We start from the raw sequence: 15,834 nt of genomic DNA, 5'->3' as shown, positions 1-15,834 counted from the left end.
AACAGCTACAGAAGGCGATCGGCCATGGAACGTGATGTCCGGCAGCTGCCCAAGGCCCACCTGCACCTGCACTTCACCGGGTCGATGCGGCCCACGACGCTGCTGGAACTCGCCGACAAGTACGGGGTGCGGCTGCCCGAGGCCCTGACCGGCGGCGAGCCGCCCAAACTGCGTGCGACGGACGAACGGGGCTGGTTCCGCTTCCAGCGGCTCTACGACATCGCCCGGTCCTGCCTGCGGGCCCCCGAGGACATCCAGCGCCTCGTGCGCGAGGCCGCCCAGGAGGACGTGGCGGACGGGTCGGGCTGGCTGGAGATCCAGGTCGACCCCACCTCGTACGCGCCGCTGCTCGGCGGGCTGATCCCGGCGATCGAGATCATCCTGGACGCGGTGGACGCCGCCTCGCGCGAGACCGGGCTGCCGATCCGGGTGGTCATCGCGGCGAACCGGATGAAGCACCCGCTGGACGCCAGGACCCTCGCGCGCCTCGCCGTGCGATACGCGGACCGGGGCGTCGTCGGCTTCGGCCTCTCCAACGACGAGCGGCGCGGGATGGCCCGCGACTTCGACCGGGCCTTCGCCATCGCCCGGGAGGGCGGCCTGCTCGCCGCTCCGCACGGGGGCGAGCTGTCGGGCCCCTCCAGCGTCCGGGACTGCCTGGACGACCTCGACGCGGCCCGGGTCGGGCACGGCGTGCGGGCGGCGGAGGACCCCCGGCTGATGCGCCGGCTGGCGGAGGCCGGGGTGACCTGCGAGGTGTGCCCCGCGTCGAACGTGGCGCTCGGCGTCTACGAGAAGCCCGCCGACGTACCCCTGCGCACCCTGTTCGACGCCGGGGTGCCGATGGCGCTCGGCGCGGACGACCCGCTGCTCTTCGGCTCCCGGCTGGCCGCGCAGTACGACCTGGTGCGCCGCCACCACGCGTTCACGGACGAGGAGCTGGCCGAGCTGGCCCGCCAGTCGGTACGGGGGTCATCGGCGCCCGAGCCGGTGCGGGCGGAGCTGCTGGCGGGGGTCGACACATGGCTCGCGGAGCCGGTGGCCTGAGCCCTCAGTCCGCCAGGCCCCGGAGCAGAGTGCGGGCCAGGGACGCGGCGAAGTCGTCGAGCGGCTGGGGCGGGTCGAGCAGCGGGTCGTCGGCGGGCTGCGGGGCGACCGGGGCGGACCCACCCGTGGGCCCTACAGGTTCACGCCCACCGTCACCGGTTCGTTGACGAGGGTGACGCCGAAGGCGGCGTGCACCCCGTCGACGACCTCGCGGGCCAGCGCGAGCAGGTCCTCCGTGGTCGCAGCGCCCCGGTTGGTGAGGGCGAGGGTGTGCTTGGTGGAGATGCGGGCGGGTCCGGTGCCGTAGCCCTTGGTGAAGCCGGCCCGGTCGATGAGCCAGGCGGCGGAGGTCTTGGTGCGGCCCTCACCGGCCGGGAAGGCGGGGGGTGCGACCTCGGGGCCGAGCCGGTCCGCGACCCGGGCCAGGAACGCGTCGAACTCGGCCTGTTCCAGGATCGGGTTGGTGAAGAAGGACCCGGCCGACCAGGTGTCGTGGTCCTCGGGGTCGAGCACCATGCCCTTGCCTGCGCGCAGCCGGAGGACGGTTTCGCGGGCGGCGGCCGCGGGAACGCGGTCACCCTCCTCGACGCCCATGGCCCGCGCGGTCTCGGGGTACTTCAGGGGCGCCGAGAGTCCGCCGGACTCCTCCAGGCCGAAGCGGACGCGCAGCACCACGTACCGGTCGGGTTCGGCCTTGAGGCGGCTGTGCCGGTAGGAGAAGTCGCACTCGGAGTTGGGCAGGACGACCGTTTCGCGGGTGCGCCGGTCGTAGGCGACGACCTCCGTGATGGTGGAGGACACCTCCTGCCCGTACGCGCCGACGTTCTGGATCGGTGTCGCGCCCGCGGAGCCGGGGATGCCGGCCAGGCATTCGAGGCCCGCGAGGCCGGCTTCCACGGTGCGGGCGACGGCGTCGGTCCAGACCTCGCCGGCGGCCAGTTCCAGGGAGCCGCCGTCGAGGACGAAGCCCTTGGTGGCGATGCGCAGGGCGGTGCCCTCGAAGCCCTTGTCGCCGATGACCAGGTTGCTGCCGCCGCCGATGACCAGGAGCGGAGTGCCGCTGTCGTCGGCCTCGCGCACGGCGTCGACGACCTCGGCGTCCGTGGTGGCGGTGAGCAGCCGGGTGGCGGGGCCGCCGAGCCGGAAGGTGGTCAGGGGGGCGAGGGGGGCGTCGTGGAGTTCCTGCACGGGGACAAGAGTACGGTCCGTGGCCCCACCGCTGGGCGGGGCCACGGACCGTTTCGGGTGTACGGGGCGCGTCAGGCGGGTACGGAGACCCGCTCCTCGGTGGGCTCCGCGGCCTCGGCCGCCTCCGTGGCGGGCTCGGACTTCGCGGCGCGGCGGCCGGGGATCATCAGGGCGACGAGCGCGGCCAGGGCGACGACTCCGGAGCCGATCCAGACGGCCGGCACGGTCCCGTCAGTGAAGGACCGGGCGGATTCGAGGCCGCCCTGCGAGGCGAAGACGGTGGTGAGTACGGCGACTCCGAGGGCGCCGCCGACCTCGCGCAGGGCGTTGTTGGCGCCGGACGCGATGCCCTGCTCACCGGGGCGGACGCTGGACATCACCAGGCTGGCGGCCGGTGCGAAGTAGAGGGCCATCCCGATGCCGCCGACGATCAGGCCGGGCAGCTGCGAGACGTAGGAGGCGTCCGGGGCGATGGCCATGGCGAACAGGGCGAGACCGGCCGCCTGGAGGGCGAGGCCCGTGACGACCACCGGACGCCCGCCGAAGCGGTCGGAGAGCATTCCGGCGATGGGGGCGACGAGCATCGGCATCCCGGTCCAGGGCAGCATCCGCAGTCCGGCCTCGGTGGGCGAGTAGCCGAGGACGCCCTGGAGGTACTGGCTGAGCAGGAAGATCGAGCCGAACATCCCGAGGTACATCAGCATGCTGGAGATGTTGATCCCGAAGAAGCCGCGGTCCCGGAAGAGGCGCATGGGCAGCATGGGCTTGCGGCCGCGGAAGCCGTGGCGGATGAAGGCGCCGATGAGCGCGGTGCCGGCGATGAGCGAGGTGAGGACGGTCGGGTCGGTCCAGCCGTCGGCGTTGGCGTTGACGAGGCCGTAGACGATCCCGAAGAGGCCGCCGCTGACCAGGAGGGTGCCGGGGATGTCGAGCCGGGCGCCGGGGGCGTACGACTCCGCGAGGCGGAAGCGGGCGAGCGGCAGCAGGAGCAGGCCGACCGGCACGTTGAGCCAGAAGATCCACTGCCAGGAGATGTGCTCGGTGAGGCTGCCGCCGATCAGGGGTCCGCTGGCCACGGCGAGGCCGGTCGCGGCGCTGAAGATGCCGAGCGCCATGCCGCGGCGGGCGGGTTCCACGGCGGCCGTGAGCAGGGTGAGCGTGAGCGGCATCATGATCGCGGCGCCGACGCCCTGGACCGCGCGGAAGGCGATCAGTTCGTTGATGCCGGGCGAGAGGGCGGCTGCGGCGGAGGCTCCGGTGAAGACGGTGAGCCCGGTGAGGAAGAGCCGGCGGCGGCCGAAGCGGTCACCGAGGGCGGCGCCGAACATCAGCAGGACGGCGAAGGTCAGCGTGTAGGCGTTGACCGTCCACTCCAGCTCCTCCATCTCTCCGCCGAGGCTCTCGCGGATGGACGGCAGGGCGGTGGTGACGACGAGGTTGTCGAGGGCCGCCATGAAGCCGGCGACGCTGGTGATGACGAGTGCCCAGGCCGCTCCTGCGCGGCCGGTCGTTTGCTGGTTCACTGCTCCCCCTGGAGAGTTGGTTAGTTATTGATGACTAACTTTCGCGGGCAGAAAACCGGGCCGAACCCGGGTGGAGCGTCGTCAGGCGGTGGCCGGCCGGGCGGAGGCGTAGAAACCGGACCAGATCCGGTGTCCGGCCGGGAAGCCGAGCGAGGTCAGCGTATTGGCGAGCATGCCGTACGCGAGGAACGTGGTGGCGTCGCCGGCATCGGCGCCGAGTGCGAGGTTGACGGAGTCGAACAGCTCCAGCCAGCCGGCCCGCACCGACTCGCCGAACGCGTGGTCACCGGCCGCCTCGGCGGCGGCGACGGCCGCGTACACCTGCATCTGCATGAGCAGCTTGTCGGGGTCGTCGGCGATCAGCCGCTGGTAGGAACGGGCCATCGAGTGGAGCGCCTCTTCGCCCTCCAGCCCGTCGGCCGCCTTCTCGAACACCTGCCGCGTCTCCAGGAGGCAGCGCTCGGCCGCCGCGAGGAACATCGCCTGCTTGTTGGGGAAGAGGCGGAAGAGGTACGGCTGCGAGACGCCCACACGCTTGGCGATCGCCTCGGTGGAGGTGGCGCTGTACCCGCCGCGGGCGAACTCGGTGATCGCCGCCCGGATGACGCTCTCGCGTCGCTCGTCCGCACTCATCCTTGCCATGCTCCAAAGTTATTGCTCAATCACTAACTTTGTCAACCGGGGTGGTGGAGCGGGTCGCGAGCAGGGGCACGAGTAAGGGGCACGGCCCATGGACCGTGCCCCTTACCTCAGGCCGTTCGCGCCGGTGTCAGGCGAGCTGCACCACGGCCCGGGACATGCCCAGGACCTTCTTGCCGTCGCTCATGACCGTCAGGTCGACCCGCACCCGCCGGTCGTCGAGCAGGGCGGCCACCTTGCCGCTGACCTCGATCTGCGCGCCCTTGTCGTCATTCGGGACCACCACGGGCTTCGTGAAGCGCACGCCGTACTCCACGACCGCTCCGGGGTCGCCGGCCCAGTCCGTGACCACCCGGATCGCCTCGGCCATCGTGAACATGCCGTGCGCGATCACATCGGGCAGCCCGACCTCGCGCGCGAAGCGCTCGTTCCAGTGGATCGGGTTGAAGTCGCCCGAGGCACCCGCGTACTGCACGAGCGTCGCCCGGGTGACGGGGAAGGACCGCGCCGGCAGCTCCGTGCCGACCTCGACCGCCTCGTAACTCACCTTCGCCGTCATCACGCCTCCTCGGCGGCGCGCGCCACCAGCTTCGTCCAGGCGGTCACGACCAGCTCACCGGACTCGTCGTGGACATCACCCCGCACGTCCAGGATGTCGTTGCCCGCCATGGACTTCACGGCCTCGATCGTCGAGGTGACCGACAGCCGGTCCCCCGCGCACACAGGGCGCACGTAGACGAACTTCTGGTCGCCGTGCACCACCCGGCTGTAGTCCAGACCCAGCTGGGGGTCCTCGATGACCTGGCCGGCGGCCTTGAAAGTGATCGAGAACACGAAGGTCGGCGGCGCGATCACATCGGCGTGGCCGAGCGCCTTTGCGGCCTCGGGGTCGGTGTACGCGGGGTGGGCGTCGCCCACGGCCTCGGCGAACTCGCGGATCTTCTCCCGTCCGACCTCGTACGGCGCGGTGGGCGGATAGGTCCGTCCCACGAAGGACTGGTCGAGCGCCATGAACTCGCAACCTCCTGATGAAAGAACGACTGGGCCGGCCTGTGGCGGCGTCCGGCACCATTCAACGCCACACCCGCCGCACAACGACACGAGGCCGCCCCCCGAAGGGGACGGCCTCGTGTACGAGCCTGATTCAGCGCGTTTCGCGGTGCGCGGTGTGCGAGTTGCAGCGCGGGCAGTGCTTCTTCATCTCAAGACGGTCCGGGTTGTTACGCCGGTTCTTCTTGGTGATGTAGTTCCGCTCCTTGCACTCCACGCAGGCCAGCGTGATCTTCGGGCGGACGTCGGTGGCAGCCACGTGAGTGCTCCTTGGACGGACGATGGACGGATGAACGCATAAAAGAGTAGCCGATCGAAGGACCGACCCCACAATCGGCTACTGTTAGTAGCGGTGACCGGACTTGAACCGGTGACACAGCGATTATGAGCCGCTTGCTCTACCGACTGAGCTACACCGCTTTGATGACTGGACCCCCCGCCGAGGCGGGGTTAACCGGTCACCAGAGCCCCAATGCGGAATCGAACCGCAGACCTTCTCCTTACCATGGAGACGCTCTACCGACTGAGCTATTGGGGCGAGCGATGAAGACATTACACGCTCGGTCGCCGATCGCCCAAATCCGTTTCGCGGCGCCCTGCCGACCCCGTCGCGTACCCCGCTCCGGACTCCCGCACACCGCTGATCAGCAAGGCCGCACCGGTACGACTATTGCGCTCCTCCTCGAACCGGGCGGGGCACGCCCCTAGGCTCTTCTCACTCTGCGTGATCTTGACCCCTTCCCAGGAGCACGATGCCCGACAGCCAGCCGCGGCAGCCCGACGACCGCGCGGCCGACACCACCGGCGCCCCGGAGGCCTCCGCGCTGACGCTCTCCGGCGCCCGCCTCGCCGACGGCCGCGTCGTGGACGTACGGGTCTGCGGAGGCCGCATCGAGGCCGTCGGCACCGCGGGCAGCCTCACCGCCCCCGGAGCCCGCCTCGACCTGCGCGGCCACCTCCTGCTCCCCGCGCCCGCCGAGCCGCACGCCCACGGCGACACCGCCCTCACCGCCGACGGCGCCGGGCCCGCCTCCCAGCACCCCGAGGACATCCAGCGCCGCGCCACCGAGGCCGCCCTGCTCCAGCTCGGCCACGGCGCGACGGCACTGCGCTCCCACGTACGGATCGGCGACGTACAGGGCCTGGCGGCGCTCGAAGCCGTCCTCCAGGCCCGGCGCTCCCTGCGCGGCCTGGCCGACCTGGCCCCGGTCGCCGTCCCCCGGCTGCTCACCGGCGTGGCCGGAGCGGGCAACCTGGCCATGCTCCGCGACGCGGTGAAGATGGGCGCCGGTGCGGTCGGCGGCTGCCCCGACCTCGACCCGGACCCGTCCGGCTACGTCGAAGCCGTCCTGGAGGTGGCCGCCGAGCACGGCTGCCCGGTGGACCTGCACACGGACGGCGACGACCCCGCCCGGCTGGCCCGGTTCGCCTCGCTGGCCGGCGGCATGCGCCAGGAGGTCACCATCGGCCCCTGCGCGGGCCTCTCCCGCCTCCCCGTCGACGCGGCGGCCCGGATCGCGGGCCGGCTGGCCGCCGCCGGCGTGAACGTGACCTGCCTCCCCCAGGGCCCCTGCCGCGGCGCGGAACACCAGGGCACCGCCCCCGCACGGCTGCTGCGCGACGCCGGGGTCCGGCTCGCGGCCGGCAGCGGGGCCCTGCGCGACCCGGCCAACCCGGTGGGACGCGGCGACCCGCTGGAGGCGGCCTTCCTGCTGGCCTCCCAGGGCGGACTGCGCCCCGAGGACGCCTACGCGGCGGTCTCCGCCGAGGCCCGGCACGTCATGGGGCTGCCCGAGGTCCGCGTCGAGGCGGGCTTCCCGGCCGAACTGCTCGCCGTACGCGGCGAAGGGCTCGCCGGCGCGCTGTCGCTCGCGTACAGCCGGATCGTGGTGCACCGGGGCCGGGTGGTCGCCCGTACCAGCGCGGTGCGCGAGTACTGCGACTCGGAGGCCGGGGGCGGGCCGGGTCTTCCCCGCCAGGGACGGCCGGAATCCACCGGCGGGCCGTGAGCGCGGCGGCCCGCTCCGGCGTACCGTCGGTTGCATGCGCATTGTCATCGCAGGTGGACATGGTCAGATCGCGCTGCGGCTGGAGCGGCTGCTCGCTGCACGCGGGGATGAGGCGGCCGGCATCATCCGCAATCCAGAACAGAGCGAGGACCTCCGGAAGGCGGGCGCCGAACCCGTGGTGCTGGACCTGGAATCGGCCACGGTCGAGGAGGCCGCCGAGGTGCTGCGCGGCGCCGACGCGGCGGTCTTCGCGGCCGGTGCGGGCCCCAACAGCGGCACGGCCCGCAAGGACACCGTGGACCGCGGCGCGGCCGTGCTGTTCGCGGACGCGGCGGAGCGGGCGGGGGTGCGGCGCTACGTCGTGGTCTCGTCCATGGGCGCGGACCCGGACCACGCCGGGGACGAGGTGTTCGACGTGTACCTGCGGGCCAAGGGGGCGGCGGACGCGGACGTACGGTCCCGCTCCGGCCTGGACTGGACGATCCTGCGCCCCGGGATGCTCACCAACGACGCGGGCACCGGCCAGGTCCTGCTCGCCGCGTCCACGGGCCGGGGCCCGGTCCCGCGCGACGACGTGGCGGCGGCACTCCTGGAACTCCTGGACACCCCGGCCACGGCGGGCCTGACCCTCGAACTGATCGCGGGCAACGTACCGCTGGCGGTCGCGGTGAAGGACATCGCCGGGAACTGACCCGGACAACGAAGAAGGCCCCCGTCCGAAGGACGGGGGCCTTGCTTGTGGCGGCGCCAGGGTTCGAACCTGGGTAGGCTGAGCCGGCAGATTTACAGTCTGCTCCCTTTGGCCACTCGGGCACACCGCCAAGGGATGCCGCCTTCGAGTCCCGGTTTCCCGTGGCGCTCTCTGGCAACGACGTAAACAATACCTGATGACCGAGGGTGCTACGCCACCGGATTGTTCGGCGGCCCGGGCGCCCCTGGGTGGCTAGGCTTTGCCGGGCGGCAGGGCCCGCGGGTCACGCGGCCGCCGCGCCACGCACGTCCATCCCCGCACCCCCGATCCAAGGAGCCACACGTCATGGCCGACTCCAGTTTCGACATCGTCTCGAAGGTCGAGCGGCAGGAGGTCGACAACGCCCTCAACCAGGCCGCCAAGGAGATCTCCACCCGTTACGACTTCAAGGGCACGGACGCCTCGATCGCGTGGTCCGGCGAGAAGATCCTGATGGAGGCGAACGGCGAGGAGCGGGTCAAGGCCATCCTCGACATCTTCCAGTCCAAGCTGATCAAGCGCGGGATCTCGCTGAAGTCGCTGGACGCCGGAGAGCCGCAACTGTCCGGCAAGGAGTACAAGCTGTTCGCCTCGATCCAGGAGGGCATCTCCCAGGAGAACGCCAAGAAGGTCGCGAAGATCATCCGCGACGAGGGCCCCAAGGGTGTCAAGGCCCAGGTCCAGGGCGAGGAGCTGCGCGTCACCTCGAAGAGCCGGGACGACCTGCAGGCCGTGCAGGCGCTGCTGAAGGCGCAGGACTTCGACTTCGACGTGCAGTTCGCGAACTACCGCTAGAACGTGGGGTCCGGGTGCGGAGGATTCCGTTCCGCACCCGGACTGCATGTCCGAATACCGCCGGTCGCGGCGGTTCGGGCGCAGCAGACTGGTCCGTGGCGGCAGGCGTTCCGGCCGGTCGTACGGACGAGGAGAGGGACCGGTCATGACCATGTACGCGACGGTCGAGAGCCCGTTGGGTGAACTGCTGCTCGTCGGGGAAGAGGCCCCGGGGGCGGCGGGCATCGCGCTCGTCTCGCTCTCCCTGCCCGGCCAGAAGGGCGCCGCGGTGATCCAGGACGGCTGGGTGCGCGCGCCCTCGGCGTTCGCGGGGGTCGCCGGTCAGCTGCGGGAGTACTTCGGGGGGCGCAGGACGCGCTTCGAGCTGGTGTACGCGCAGGGCCGGGGCACGGAGTTCCAGCGGCGGGTCTGGGCGGCCCTGGAGGGCGTTCCGTACGGGGAGACGGTCTCGTACGGGCAGATCGCCGAGCGGGTCGGCGCGAGCGGCGCCGGGGTGCGGGCCGTGGGCACGGCGATCGGGCGCAATCCGCTGCTGGTCGTGCGGCCGTGTCACCGGGTGATCGGTGCGGACGGCGCGCTGCGCGGGTACGCGGGCGGGCTTGAGTGCAAGGAACGGCTGCTGGGGCTCGAAGGCGCCCTGCGGCGTAAGGAACGGCTGCCGGGGCTCGACGGCGCCGCGCAGCGTCAGGATCGGCTCCCCGGGCTCGACAGCGCCGCCCTCGTCGCGCGCTGATGGACGGGCTCTTTCCCCGGTCGCGCGCGGTCGTCGCGCCGGGGGCGGTGCATGTGCCCGACTGGCTGTCGCCGGAGCGGCAGCGGGAGTTGGTGGCGGCGTGCCGGGAATGGGCGCGCGGGCCCGTACCGCTGCGGCAGACGGCGTTGCCGGGCGGCGGTGTGATGTCGGTGCGGACGGTGTGCCTGGGGTGGCACTGGCAGCCGTACCGCTACTCCCGTACGGCGGACGACGTGAACGGGGCGCCGGTGGACCCTTTTCCGGCGTGGCTGGCGGATCTCGGGCGGGCGGCGGTCGCGGAGGCGTACGGGCCGGAGGGCGGTCCGGAGACGTACGAGCCGGACGCCGCGCTGGTGAACTTCTACGACGGCACCGCCCGGATGGGCATGCACCAGGACAACGAGGAGCGGTCCGGGGCGCCCGTGGTGTCGCTCAGCATCGGCGACACGTGTGTCTTCCGCTTCGGCAACACGGAGGGGCGGGGCAGGCCGTGGACGGACGTGGAGCTGGTGTCCGGGGATCTGTTCGTGTTCGGCGGGCCGTCGCGCCGGGCGTTCCACGGGGTGCCCGCGGTCCGGCCCGGCACCGCTCCTCCCGGTACGGGGATGAGCGGTGGCCGGCTCAATGTGACGTTGCGTGAGACGGGGCTGAGGGGCTGACGTCAGCGCCGTTCGCGGGAGTTGCCGAAGAGCAGCCGGTAGGCGATCAGCAGGACCAGCGAGCCGCCGATGGCCGCGACCCAGGTGGCCGGGTCGAAGAAGTCCTTGGTGATCTCGCGGTCCAGGAAGCGCGACGATATCCAGCCACCGAGGAAGGCGCCGACGACGCCTATGAGGGTCGTGCCCACCAGGCCGCCGGGGTCGCGCCCCGGCAGCAGGATCTTGGCGATGACGCCCGCGACGAGCCCGAGAATGATCCAGCCGATTATGGTCATGCGTGCGAACCTACCCGTCCCTCTGTCCTGAAATCCAAGACGCGGGTGAGGGGCGGGCGGTTGCGTGGCGGGGCTGTCGGCCCCGGGTCGGTCACCAGCCGGCGAACTGCTCGTCGGTCCTGACGATCTCCTTGCCGAAGGGCATGAGCGACACCGGGATCAGCTTGAAGTTGGCGATGCCCAGGGGGATCCCGATGATCGTGAGGCACAGGGCGATGCCGGTGGTGATGTGGCCGAGCGCCAGCCACCAGCCTGCGAGGACGAGCCAGAGCACGTTGCCCACGCAGGACGGTCCGCCCGCGTCCCGGCGGTCGACGACCCGGTACCCGAAGGGCCACAGGGCGTAGACGCCGATCCGGAAGGCGGCCAGGCCGAAGGGGATGCCGATGACCGTGATGCAGAGCAGGACTCCCGCGAGCAGATAGCCGAGGAACATCCAGAATCCGCACAGGATCAGCCAAATGACGTTCAGAATGGTTTTCACGGGCGAGGACCTGCCATCTGCTCGAGTCGGGCGATGCGCTCCGCCATCGGCGGGTGGGTGGAAAACATCCTGGACATACTCTGCCCCGCGCGGAACGGGTTGGCGATCATCATGTGGCTCGCCGTCTCGATCCTCGGCTCCGGTGGCAGCGGGAGCTGCTGCGTCCCGGCCTCCAGCTTCCGCAGGGCGCCGGCCAGGGCGAGCGGGTCGCCGGTCAGCCGGGCACCCGAGGCGTCCGCCTCGTACTCCCGGGAGCGGCTCACGGCGAGCTGGATCACGGACGCGGCGAGCGGGCCCAGGATCATGATCAGCAGCATGCCGAGGAGGCCGGGGCCCTCGTCGTCGTTGGAGCGGCCGACCGGGATCAGCCAGGCGAAGTTGACCAGGAACATCACGACGGAGGCCAGGGCGCCGGCGACCGAGGAGATGAGGATGTCCCGGTTGTAGACGTGGCTCAGCTCGTGGCCGAGGACGCCGCGCAGCTCGCGCTCGTCCAGCAGCCGCAGGATGCCCTCGGTGCAGCAGACCGCCGCGTTGCGCGGGTTGCGGCCGGTCGCGAAGGCGTTGGGGGCCTGGGTCGGCGAGATGTAGAGGCGGGGCATGGGCTGGCGGGCGGACGTGGAGAGCTCGCGGACGATGCGGTAGAGCTGGGGCGCCTCGAACTCGCTGACCGGGCGGGCGCGCATGGCCCGCAGCGCCAGCTTGTCGCTGTTCCAGTACGCGTACGCGTTGGTGCCGATCGCGACCAGGAGGGCGACGATCAGGCCCGTACGTCCGAAGAAGCTGCCGATGACGATGATGAGTGCGGACAGGCCCCCGAGGAGTACGGCGGTTCTCAGCCCGTTGTGCCGGCGGTGCACGGTACGCCCTCCAAATCGTGCAGCAGGGGAACCCTTGCTGGGTGGGGCTCCACTCCCCAGTGGAGCCTCCCGTACTGGTCAACGCCAGGCGGCGGGAGCGAGTTCCCTGGTGCGGACGGCCGTACGGCCCAGGCCGTCCCCGCTGTACGCGCGGGGCGGGCTCTGGGCCGTACGGGTGGAGGCGCGCGAAGCGCTCAGCGCTGGACGGGGAGCTTCGCGAGCTCCACGGCCGCCGGGTCGGGCTCGACCTCGCTGGTGCAGTGGGCGCAGCGGGAGGCGATGGCCGGGATCTCGGTGTAGCAGCGGGGGCAGTCGCGCAGGGCGGCCTTGATGTCGACGGGCTCGTTCGCCTTCTTGGCGGTGAAGCGGTCCTGGACCTTGGCCATCGGCATGACGACGCCGAAGTAGAGGACGGCGGCGGTGATGATGAAGGCGATCGCGGCGCTGATGAACAGGCCGTACGGGAAGTTCACGCCGTCGACCACGAAGTGCGCCTTGCTGAAGTCACCGGTTCCGCGCGTGATGATGCCGATCAGCGGCACGATGAAGCCGTTGCTGAACCCGGTGACGACTGCGGTGAACGCGGCTCCGACGGCGAGACCGACCGCCATGGAGATGACGTTTCCGCGCAGGATGAAGTCCTTGAACCCGCTCAGCACTGCTCTGGCTCCTCTGTGGTGATGTGAAGGTCGTACGCGCCCGTACGCGGGCATGACCCTGCCCTGTGCGGGCGGCCGGGGGCAAACCGATCTTGCCGTCGCTCGAACTGGTGAACGATGTCAGAAGAGGTTGACGCCGGCGAATCTGAGGACGGTCTGCGGAGCGCCCGACAGGACGACTCCGGCGGCGGCCGTGAGGACGATCGCCGCGGTCAGCGGTGCCGGAACCCGGTGCCGTACGGCGGGCTCGGTCTCCTTCTCGGAGGGGTCGCGGAAGAGCGCGGCGGTCCACCGGAGGTAGTAGTACAGCGCGACCACGACGTTGACGGCCATGACGACGGCGAGCCAGCCGAGGCCGGCGTCGACGGCGGCGGAGAAGACCGTGACCTTCGCGAACAGGCCGATGATGCCCGGCGGCAGACCGGCGAGGCACAGCAGGAAGAAGGCCAGCGCGAGGGCGGCCAGGGGCCGGGCGGCGTACAGGCCTCGGTAGTCGTCGACGCGGTTGCCGGGGTGGCTACGGGCCACCAGGGCGGCCACCGCGAACGCGCCGAGGTTCACGACGGCGTACATGAGGGCGTACGCGACGGTGGAGCCGATCCTGCGCTCACCGGCGTACGCGGCGGCGGCTACGGGGACGAGCAGGTACCCGGCCTGGGCGACGGAGGACCAGGCGAGCAGGCGTACGGCGCTGCGCGCGCGGGAAGCGCTCTGGCGCAGCGCGGCGACGTTGCCGACGGTCATCGTGAGCGCGGCGAGGACCGCGAGGGCGGGGCCCCACACGTCCGCGTACGCCGGGAAGGCGACCACGGTGACGAGGATGAGGCCGGTGAAGCCGACCGCCTTGCCGACCACCGAGAGGTAGGCGGCGACGGGCAGCGGGGCGCCGACGTAGGTGTCGGGCACCCAGAAGTGGAAGGGCGCGGCGGCCGTCTTGAAGGCGAAGCCGACGAGGGTGAGGGCGACGCCCGCCCCGGCGAGGGTGGAGAGCGCGGGGTCGACGTGGTCGAGGCGGCCGGCCAGGTCGGTGAGGTGCAGGGTGCCGGTGGCCGCGTACACGAAGCTGACGCCCAGGAGCATCACGGCGGTGGCGACCACGGAGGACAGAAAGAACTTCAGCGCGGCCTCGGAGGAGCGGCGGTCGCCGCGCTTGATGCCGACAAGGGCGAACGCGGGCAGCGAGGCGACTTCGAGGGCGATGACCAGCGTGGCGAGGTCCCGGGAGGCGGGCAGCAGCGCGGCTCCGGCGGCGGACGACAGCAGCAGGAACCAGAACTCGCCGGCCGGGAGCTTGCGGGTGTCGCCGATGGAGAGCAGCGCGGTGAGCAGGGCGCCGCCGAGCACGAGGGCCTGGATGACCAGGGTGAAGTGGTCGGCGGTGTAGCTGCACGCGTGGCTGCCCGTGGTGAGGCAGAAGGTGGAGCGGTCGCCCGCGTGGAGCGGGACGATCAGGGCGAGCGCGGCGACGAGTCCGGCGACGGCCCCGTAGCCGAGGAGCGGTTTGCGGGCCTCGGGGACGAAGAGGTCGGCGACCAGGACGACGAGGGCGACGGCCGCGGCGGTGACCGGGGGCGCGATGGCGAGCCAGTCGACGGACTGGACGAGGCTGGTGGCGCTCTCGGCCGCTGTGGTCACGACTTGCCTCCTGCGAGGAGCTTCTGCACGGCCGGGTCGGTGAGGCCGAGGAGGACGGCGGGCCACAGGCCGGCGAGGACGGTGAGGGCCGCGAGGGGGGTCCAGGCGGCGAATTCGTAGCTCTGCACGTCGGCGATGGCCCGGGGTTCGTCGCGGTTCGCGCCCATGCAGACGCGGCGGACGACGATCAGGAGGTACGCGGCGGTGAGCAGGGTGCCGAACGCGGCGATCGACATGAACGTCAGGAAGGCGGGCCTGCTCAGCCCGGCGGCCGGGTCGAACGCGCCGAACAGGGCGAGCATCTCGCCCCAGAACCCGGCGAGTCCGGGCAGGCCGAGGGAGGCGATCGCGGCGAACGCGAGGAGGCCGCCGAGGCGGGGCGCGCGGCCGTAGAGCGCGGCGCCGGTTGCCCCGGCGAGGGTGTCCAGGTCGGCGGTGCCGTACCGGTCCTTGACCGCGCCGACCAGGAAGAACAGCAGGCCGGTGATAAGCCCGTGGGCGATGTTGGCGAAGAGCGCGCCGTTGACGCCGGTGGGGGTCATGCTCGCGATGCCGAGGAGGACGAAGCCCATGTGGCCGACGGAGGAGTACGCGATGAGCCGTTTCAGGTCGCCCTTGGCGCCGGGCCGGGCGAGCGCCAGGCAGGCGAGCGATCCGTAGACGATCCCGGCGACGGCGAAGGCCGCGAGGTACGGGGCGAAGGTGTGCATCCCGTCGGGGGCGACCGGGAGCAGGATGCGGACGAACCCGTATGTGCCCATCTTCAGCAGGACGCCCGCGAGGAGCACGGAGCCGACCGTGGGGGCGGCGGTGTGGGCGTCGGGCAGCCAGCTGTGCAGCGGCCACATCGGGGTCTTCACGGCGAGCCCGATTCCGATCGCCAGAACGGCGGTGACCTGCACGGACGAGGTGAGCCCGCGGCCGTTGTCAGTGGCGAGTGCCACCATGTCGAAGGTGCCGCTCTTCAGTCCGACGAGGAGCAGGCCCAGCAGCATGACGACCGAGCCGAGCAGTGTGTAGAGGATGAATTTCCAGGCCGCGGCCTGCCTCCCCGCACCGCCCCATCGGGCGATGAGGAAGTACATCGGGATGAGCACCATCTCGAACGCCAGGAAGAACAGGATCAGGTCGAGGACGGCGAAGGTGGCGAGGGTGCCGGACTCCAGGAGGAGGATCAGCGCGACGAAGGCCTTCGGGGAGGGTCCTTCGGGCAGCTTGAAGTAGCTGTAGAGCGCGCAGAGGAAGGTCAGCAGCGCGGTCAGTACGAGCAGGGGGAGCGAGATGCCGTCGATGCCGAGGTGGATGCGTACGTCCAGCGCCGGGATCCAGCTGATGTCGGTCGTGGCCTGCATCTTCGACGGGTGGTCGTGGTCGAAGCCGGCGGCCAGCACGAGGGTCGCCAGGAGGATGACCCCGGTGACGGTCACGCCGTGGCGGAGCACGGCCTGGTCGGGGCTGCGGCCCTTCAGCCCGGGTGGAGCGGGGAGCAGGGCGGCTACGGCGCCGATGAGCGGGCCGACGACGACGAACGCCAGAAGGAACTGCATC

17 protein-coding genes, 3 tRNA genes and 1 pseudogene are annotated in these 15,834 nt (G+C 71.5%); 6 read left to right on the top strand and 15 right to left on the bottom strand.

The features are described 5' to 3' along the window. The first annotated feature begins 24 nt into the window (after window positions 1-24). The gene (locus tag OG242_RS19260) at window positions 25-1,047 is read left to right on the top strand and encodes an adenosine deaminase (protein WP_405899349.1); all 1,023 of its coding nucleotides are present in this window, start codon (window positions 25-27) and stop codon (window positions 1,045-1,047) included. Between the two features lie 132 nt (window positions 1,048-1,179). Here OG242_RS19260 and OG242_RS19255 read toward each other — a convergent pair whose 3' ends face one another. From OG242_RS19255 to OG242_RS19220, 8 genes are all read right to left on the bottom strand, one after another. After that, window positions 1,180-2,235: a UDP-N-acetylmuramate dehydrogenase gene (locus OG242_RS19255; RefSeq protein WP_405899348.1), complete on the bottom strand. Its 1,056-nt coding sequence runs from the start codon at window positions 2,233-2,235 to the stop codon at window positions 1,180-1,182. Window positions 2,236-2,306: 71 nt separating this feature from the next. After that, window positions 2,307-3,758, bottom strand: a complete 1,452-nt coding sequence (locus OG242_RS19250) for a DHA2 family efflux MFS transporter permease subunit (protein WP_405899347.1) — start codon at window positions 3,756-3,758, stop codon at window positions 2,307-2,309. An 81-nt stretch (window positions 3,759-3,839) separates the two neighbouring features. After that, window positions 3,840-4,391 (bottom strand): TetR/AcrR family transcriptional regulator, encoded by a 552-nt coding sequence (locus tag OG242_RS19245; protein ID WP_405901660.1) that lies wholly within the window; start codon window positions 4,389-4,391, stop codon window positions 3,840-3,842. Window positions 4,392-4,527: 136 nt separating this feature from the next. After that, window positions 4,528-4,956 carry a MaoC family dehydratase gene (locus tag OG242_RS19240; RefSeq protein WP_405899346.1) on the bottom strand — a complete coding sequence of 143 codons (429 nt, stop codon included), beginning with the start codon at window positions 4,954-4,956 and terminating at the stop codon, window positions 4,528-4,530. Further along, window positions 4,956-5,408: a MaoC family dehydratase N-terminal domain-containing protein gene (locus tag OG242_RS19235; RefSeq protein ID WP_018519332.1), complete on the bottom strand. Its 453-nt coding sequence runs from the start codon at window positions 5,406-5,408 to the stop codon at window positions 4,956-4,958. The genes OG242_RS19240 and OG242_RS19235 overlap by 1 nt, the downstream gene beginning before the upstream one ends. A 133-nt stretch (window positions 5,409-5,541) precedes the next feature. Further along, a complete protein-coding gene (rpmG, locus tag OG242_RS19230) occupies window positions 5,542-5,706 on the bottom strand; it encodes a 50S ribosomal protein L33 (protein WP_003956487.1) in 165 nt (54 codons plus the stop codon). 88 nt (window positions 5,707-5,794) lie between these two features. Further along, window positions 5,795-5,867, bottom strand: a tRNA-Met gene (locus OG242_RS19225). 45 nt (window positions 5,868-5,912) lie between these two features. Further along, window positions 5,913-5,985: transfer RNA gene (locus tag OG242_RS19220), tRNA-Thr, on the bottom strand. 214 nt (window positions 5,986-6,199) lie between these two features. Here OG242_RS19220 and OG242_RS19215 point away from each other — a divergent pair. Further along, window positions 6,200-7,456: an amidohydrolase family protein gene (locus OG242_RS19215; protein ID WP_405899345.1), complete on the top strand. Its 1,257-nt coding sequence runs from the start codon at window positions 6,200-6,202 to the stop codon at window positions 7,454-7,456. A 34-nt stretch (window positions 7,457-7,490) separates the two neighbouring features. After that, a complete protein-coding gene (locus OG242_RS19210) occupies window positions 7,491-8,147 on the top strand; it encodes an SDR family oxidoreductase (RefSeq protein WP_405899344.1) in 657 nt (218 codons plus the stop codon). Between the two features lie 48 nt (window positions 8,148-8,195). Here the strand turns inward: OG242_RS19210 and OG242_RS19205 are convergent. Beyond that, window positions 8,196-8,277 (bottom strand) — tRNA-Tyr (locus OG242_RS19205). 215 nt (window positions 8,278-8,492) lie between these two features. Between OG242_RS19205 and OG242_RS19200 the strand changes: the two genes are divergently transcribed. From OG242_RS19200 to OG242_RS19190, 3 genes and pseudogenes are all read left to right on the top strand, one after another. After that, window positions 8,493-8,981: a YajQ family cyclic di-GMP-binding protein gene (locus tag OG242_RS19200; protein ID WP_405899343.1), complete on the top strand. Its 489-nt coding sequence runs from the start codon at window positions 8,493-8,495 to the stop codon at window positions 8,979-8,981. A gap of 145 nt (window positions 8,982-9,126) precedes the next feature. Then, a pseudogene (locus tag OG242_RS19195) lies at window positions 9,127-9,621 on the top strand (methylated-DNA--[protein]-cysteine S-methyltransferase); the annotation flags it as partial. A 92-nt stretch (window positions 9,622-9,713) separates the two neighbouring features. Continuing rightward, a complete protein-coding gene (locus OG242_RS19190; protein WP_405899342.1) occupies window positions 9,714-10,373 on the top strand; it encodes an alpha-ketoglutarate-dependent dioxygenase AlkB family protein in 660 nt (219 codons plus the stop codon). A 2-nt stretch (window positions 10,374-10,375) separates the two neighbouring features. On the opposite strand, the gene OG242_RS19185 is transcribed toward OG242_RS19190, so the two are convergent. The 6 genes from OG242_RS19185 to OG242_RS19160 all read right to left on the bottom strand — a co-directional run bounded on the left by OG242_RS19185 (window position 10,376) and on the right by OG242_RS19160 (window position 15,833). Continuing rightward, on the bottom strand, window positions 10,376-10,648 hold the full coding sequence (locus tag OG242_RS19185) for a GlsB/YeaQ/YmgE family stress response membrane protein (protein ID WP_405899341.1): 273 nt from the start codon (window positions 10,646-10,648) through the stop codon (window positions 10,376-10,378). Between the two features lie 91 nt (window positions 10,649-10,739). Further along, the gene (locus OG242_RS19180) at window positions 10,740-11,132 is read right to left on the bottom strand and encodes a YccF domain-containing protein (protein WP_405899340.1); all 393 of its coding nucleotides are present in this window, start codon (window positions 11,130-11,132) and stop codon (window positions 10,740-10,742) included. Continuing rightward, entirely contained in the window at window positions 11,129-11,992 is an 864-nt protein-coding gene (htpX, locus tag OG242_RS19175) for a zinc metalloprotease HtpX (protein ID WP_405899339.1), read from the bottom strand. Before htpX ends, OG242_RS19180 begins: the two co-directional genes overlap by 4 nt. Window positions 11,993-12,186: 194 nt before the next feature. Continuing rightward, window positions 12,187-12,651 carry an MscL family protein gene (locus OG242_RS19170; RefSeq protein ID WP_405899338.1) on the bottom strand — a complete coding sequence of 155 codons (465 nt, stop codon included), beginning with the start codon at window positions 12,649-12,651 and terminating at the stop codon, window positions 12,187-12,189. Between the two features lie 120 nt (window positions 12,652-12,771). Next, window positions 12,772-14,286 (bottom strand): NADH-quinone oxidoreductase subunit N, encoded by a 1,515-nt coding sequence (locus tag OG242_RS19165; protein ID WP_405899337.1) that lies wholly within the window; start codon window positions 14,284-14,286, stop codon window positions 12,772-12,774. Then, window positions 14,283-15,833 carry a NuoM family protein gene (locus OG242_RS19160; protein WP_405901659.1) on the bottom strand — a complete coding sequence of 517 codons (1,551 nt, stop codon included), beginning with the start codon at window positions 15,831-15,833 and terminating at the stop codon, window positions 14,283-14,285. The genes OG242_RS19165 and OG242_RS19160 overlap by 4 nt, the downstream gene beginning before the upstream one ends. Window position 15,834: the final 1 nt, after the last annotated feature.

Origin of the sequence: Streptomyces sp. NBC_00727 (assembly GCF_045161745.1) — a bacterium.
Lineage (GTDB): Bacteria > Actinomycetota > Actinomycetes > Streptomycetales > Streptomycetaceae > Streptomyces.
This window is presented reverse-complemented; position numbering and strand designations above follow the sequence as displayed.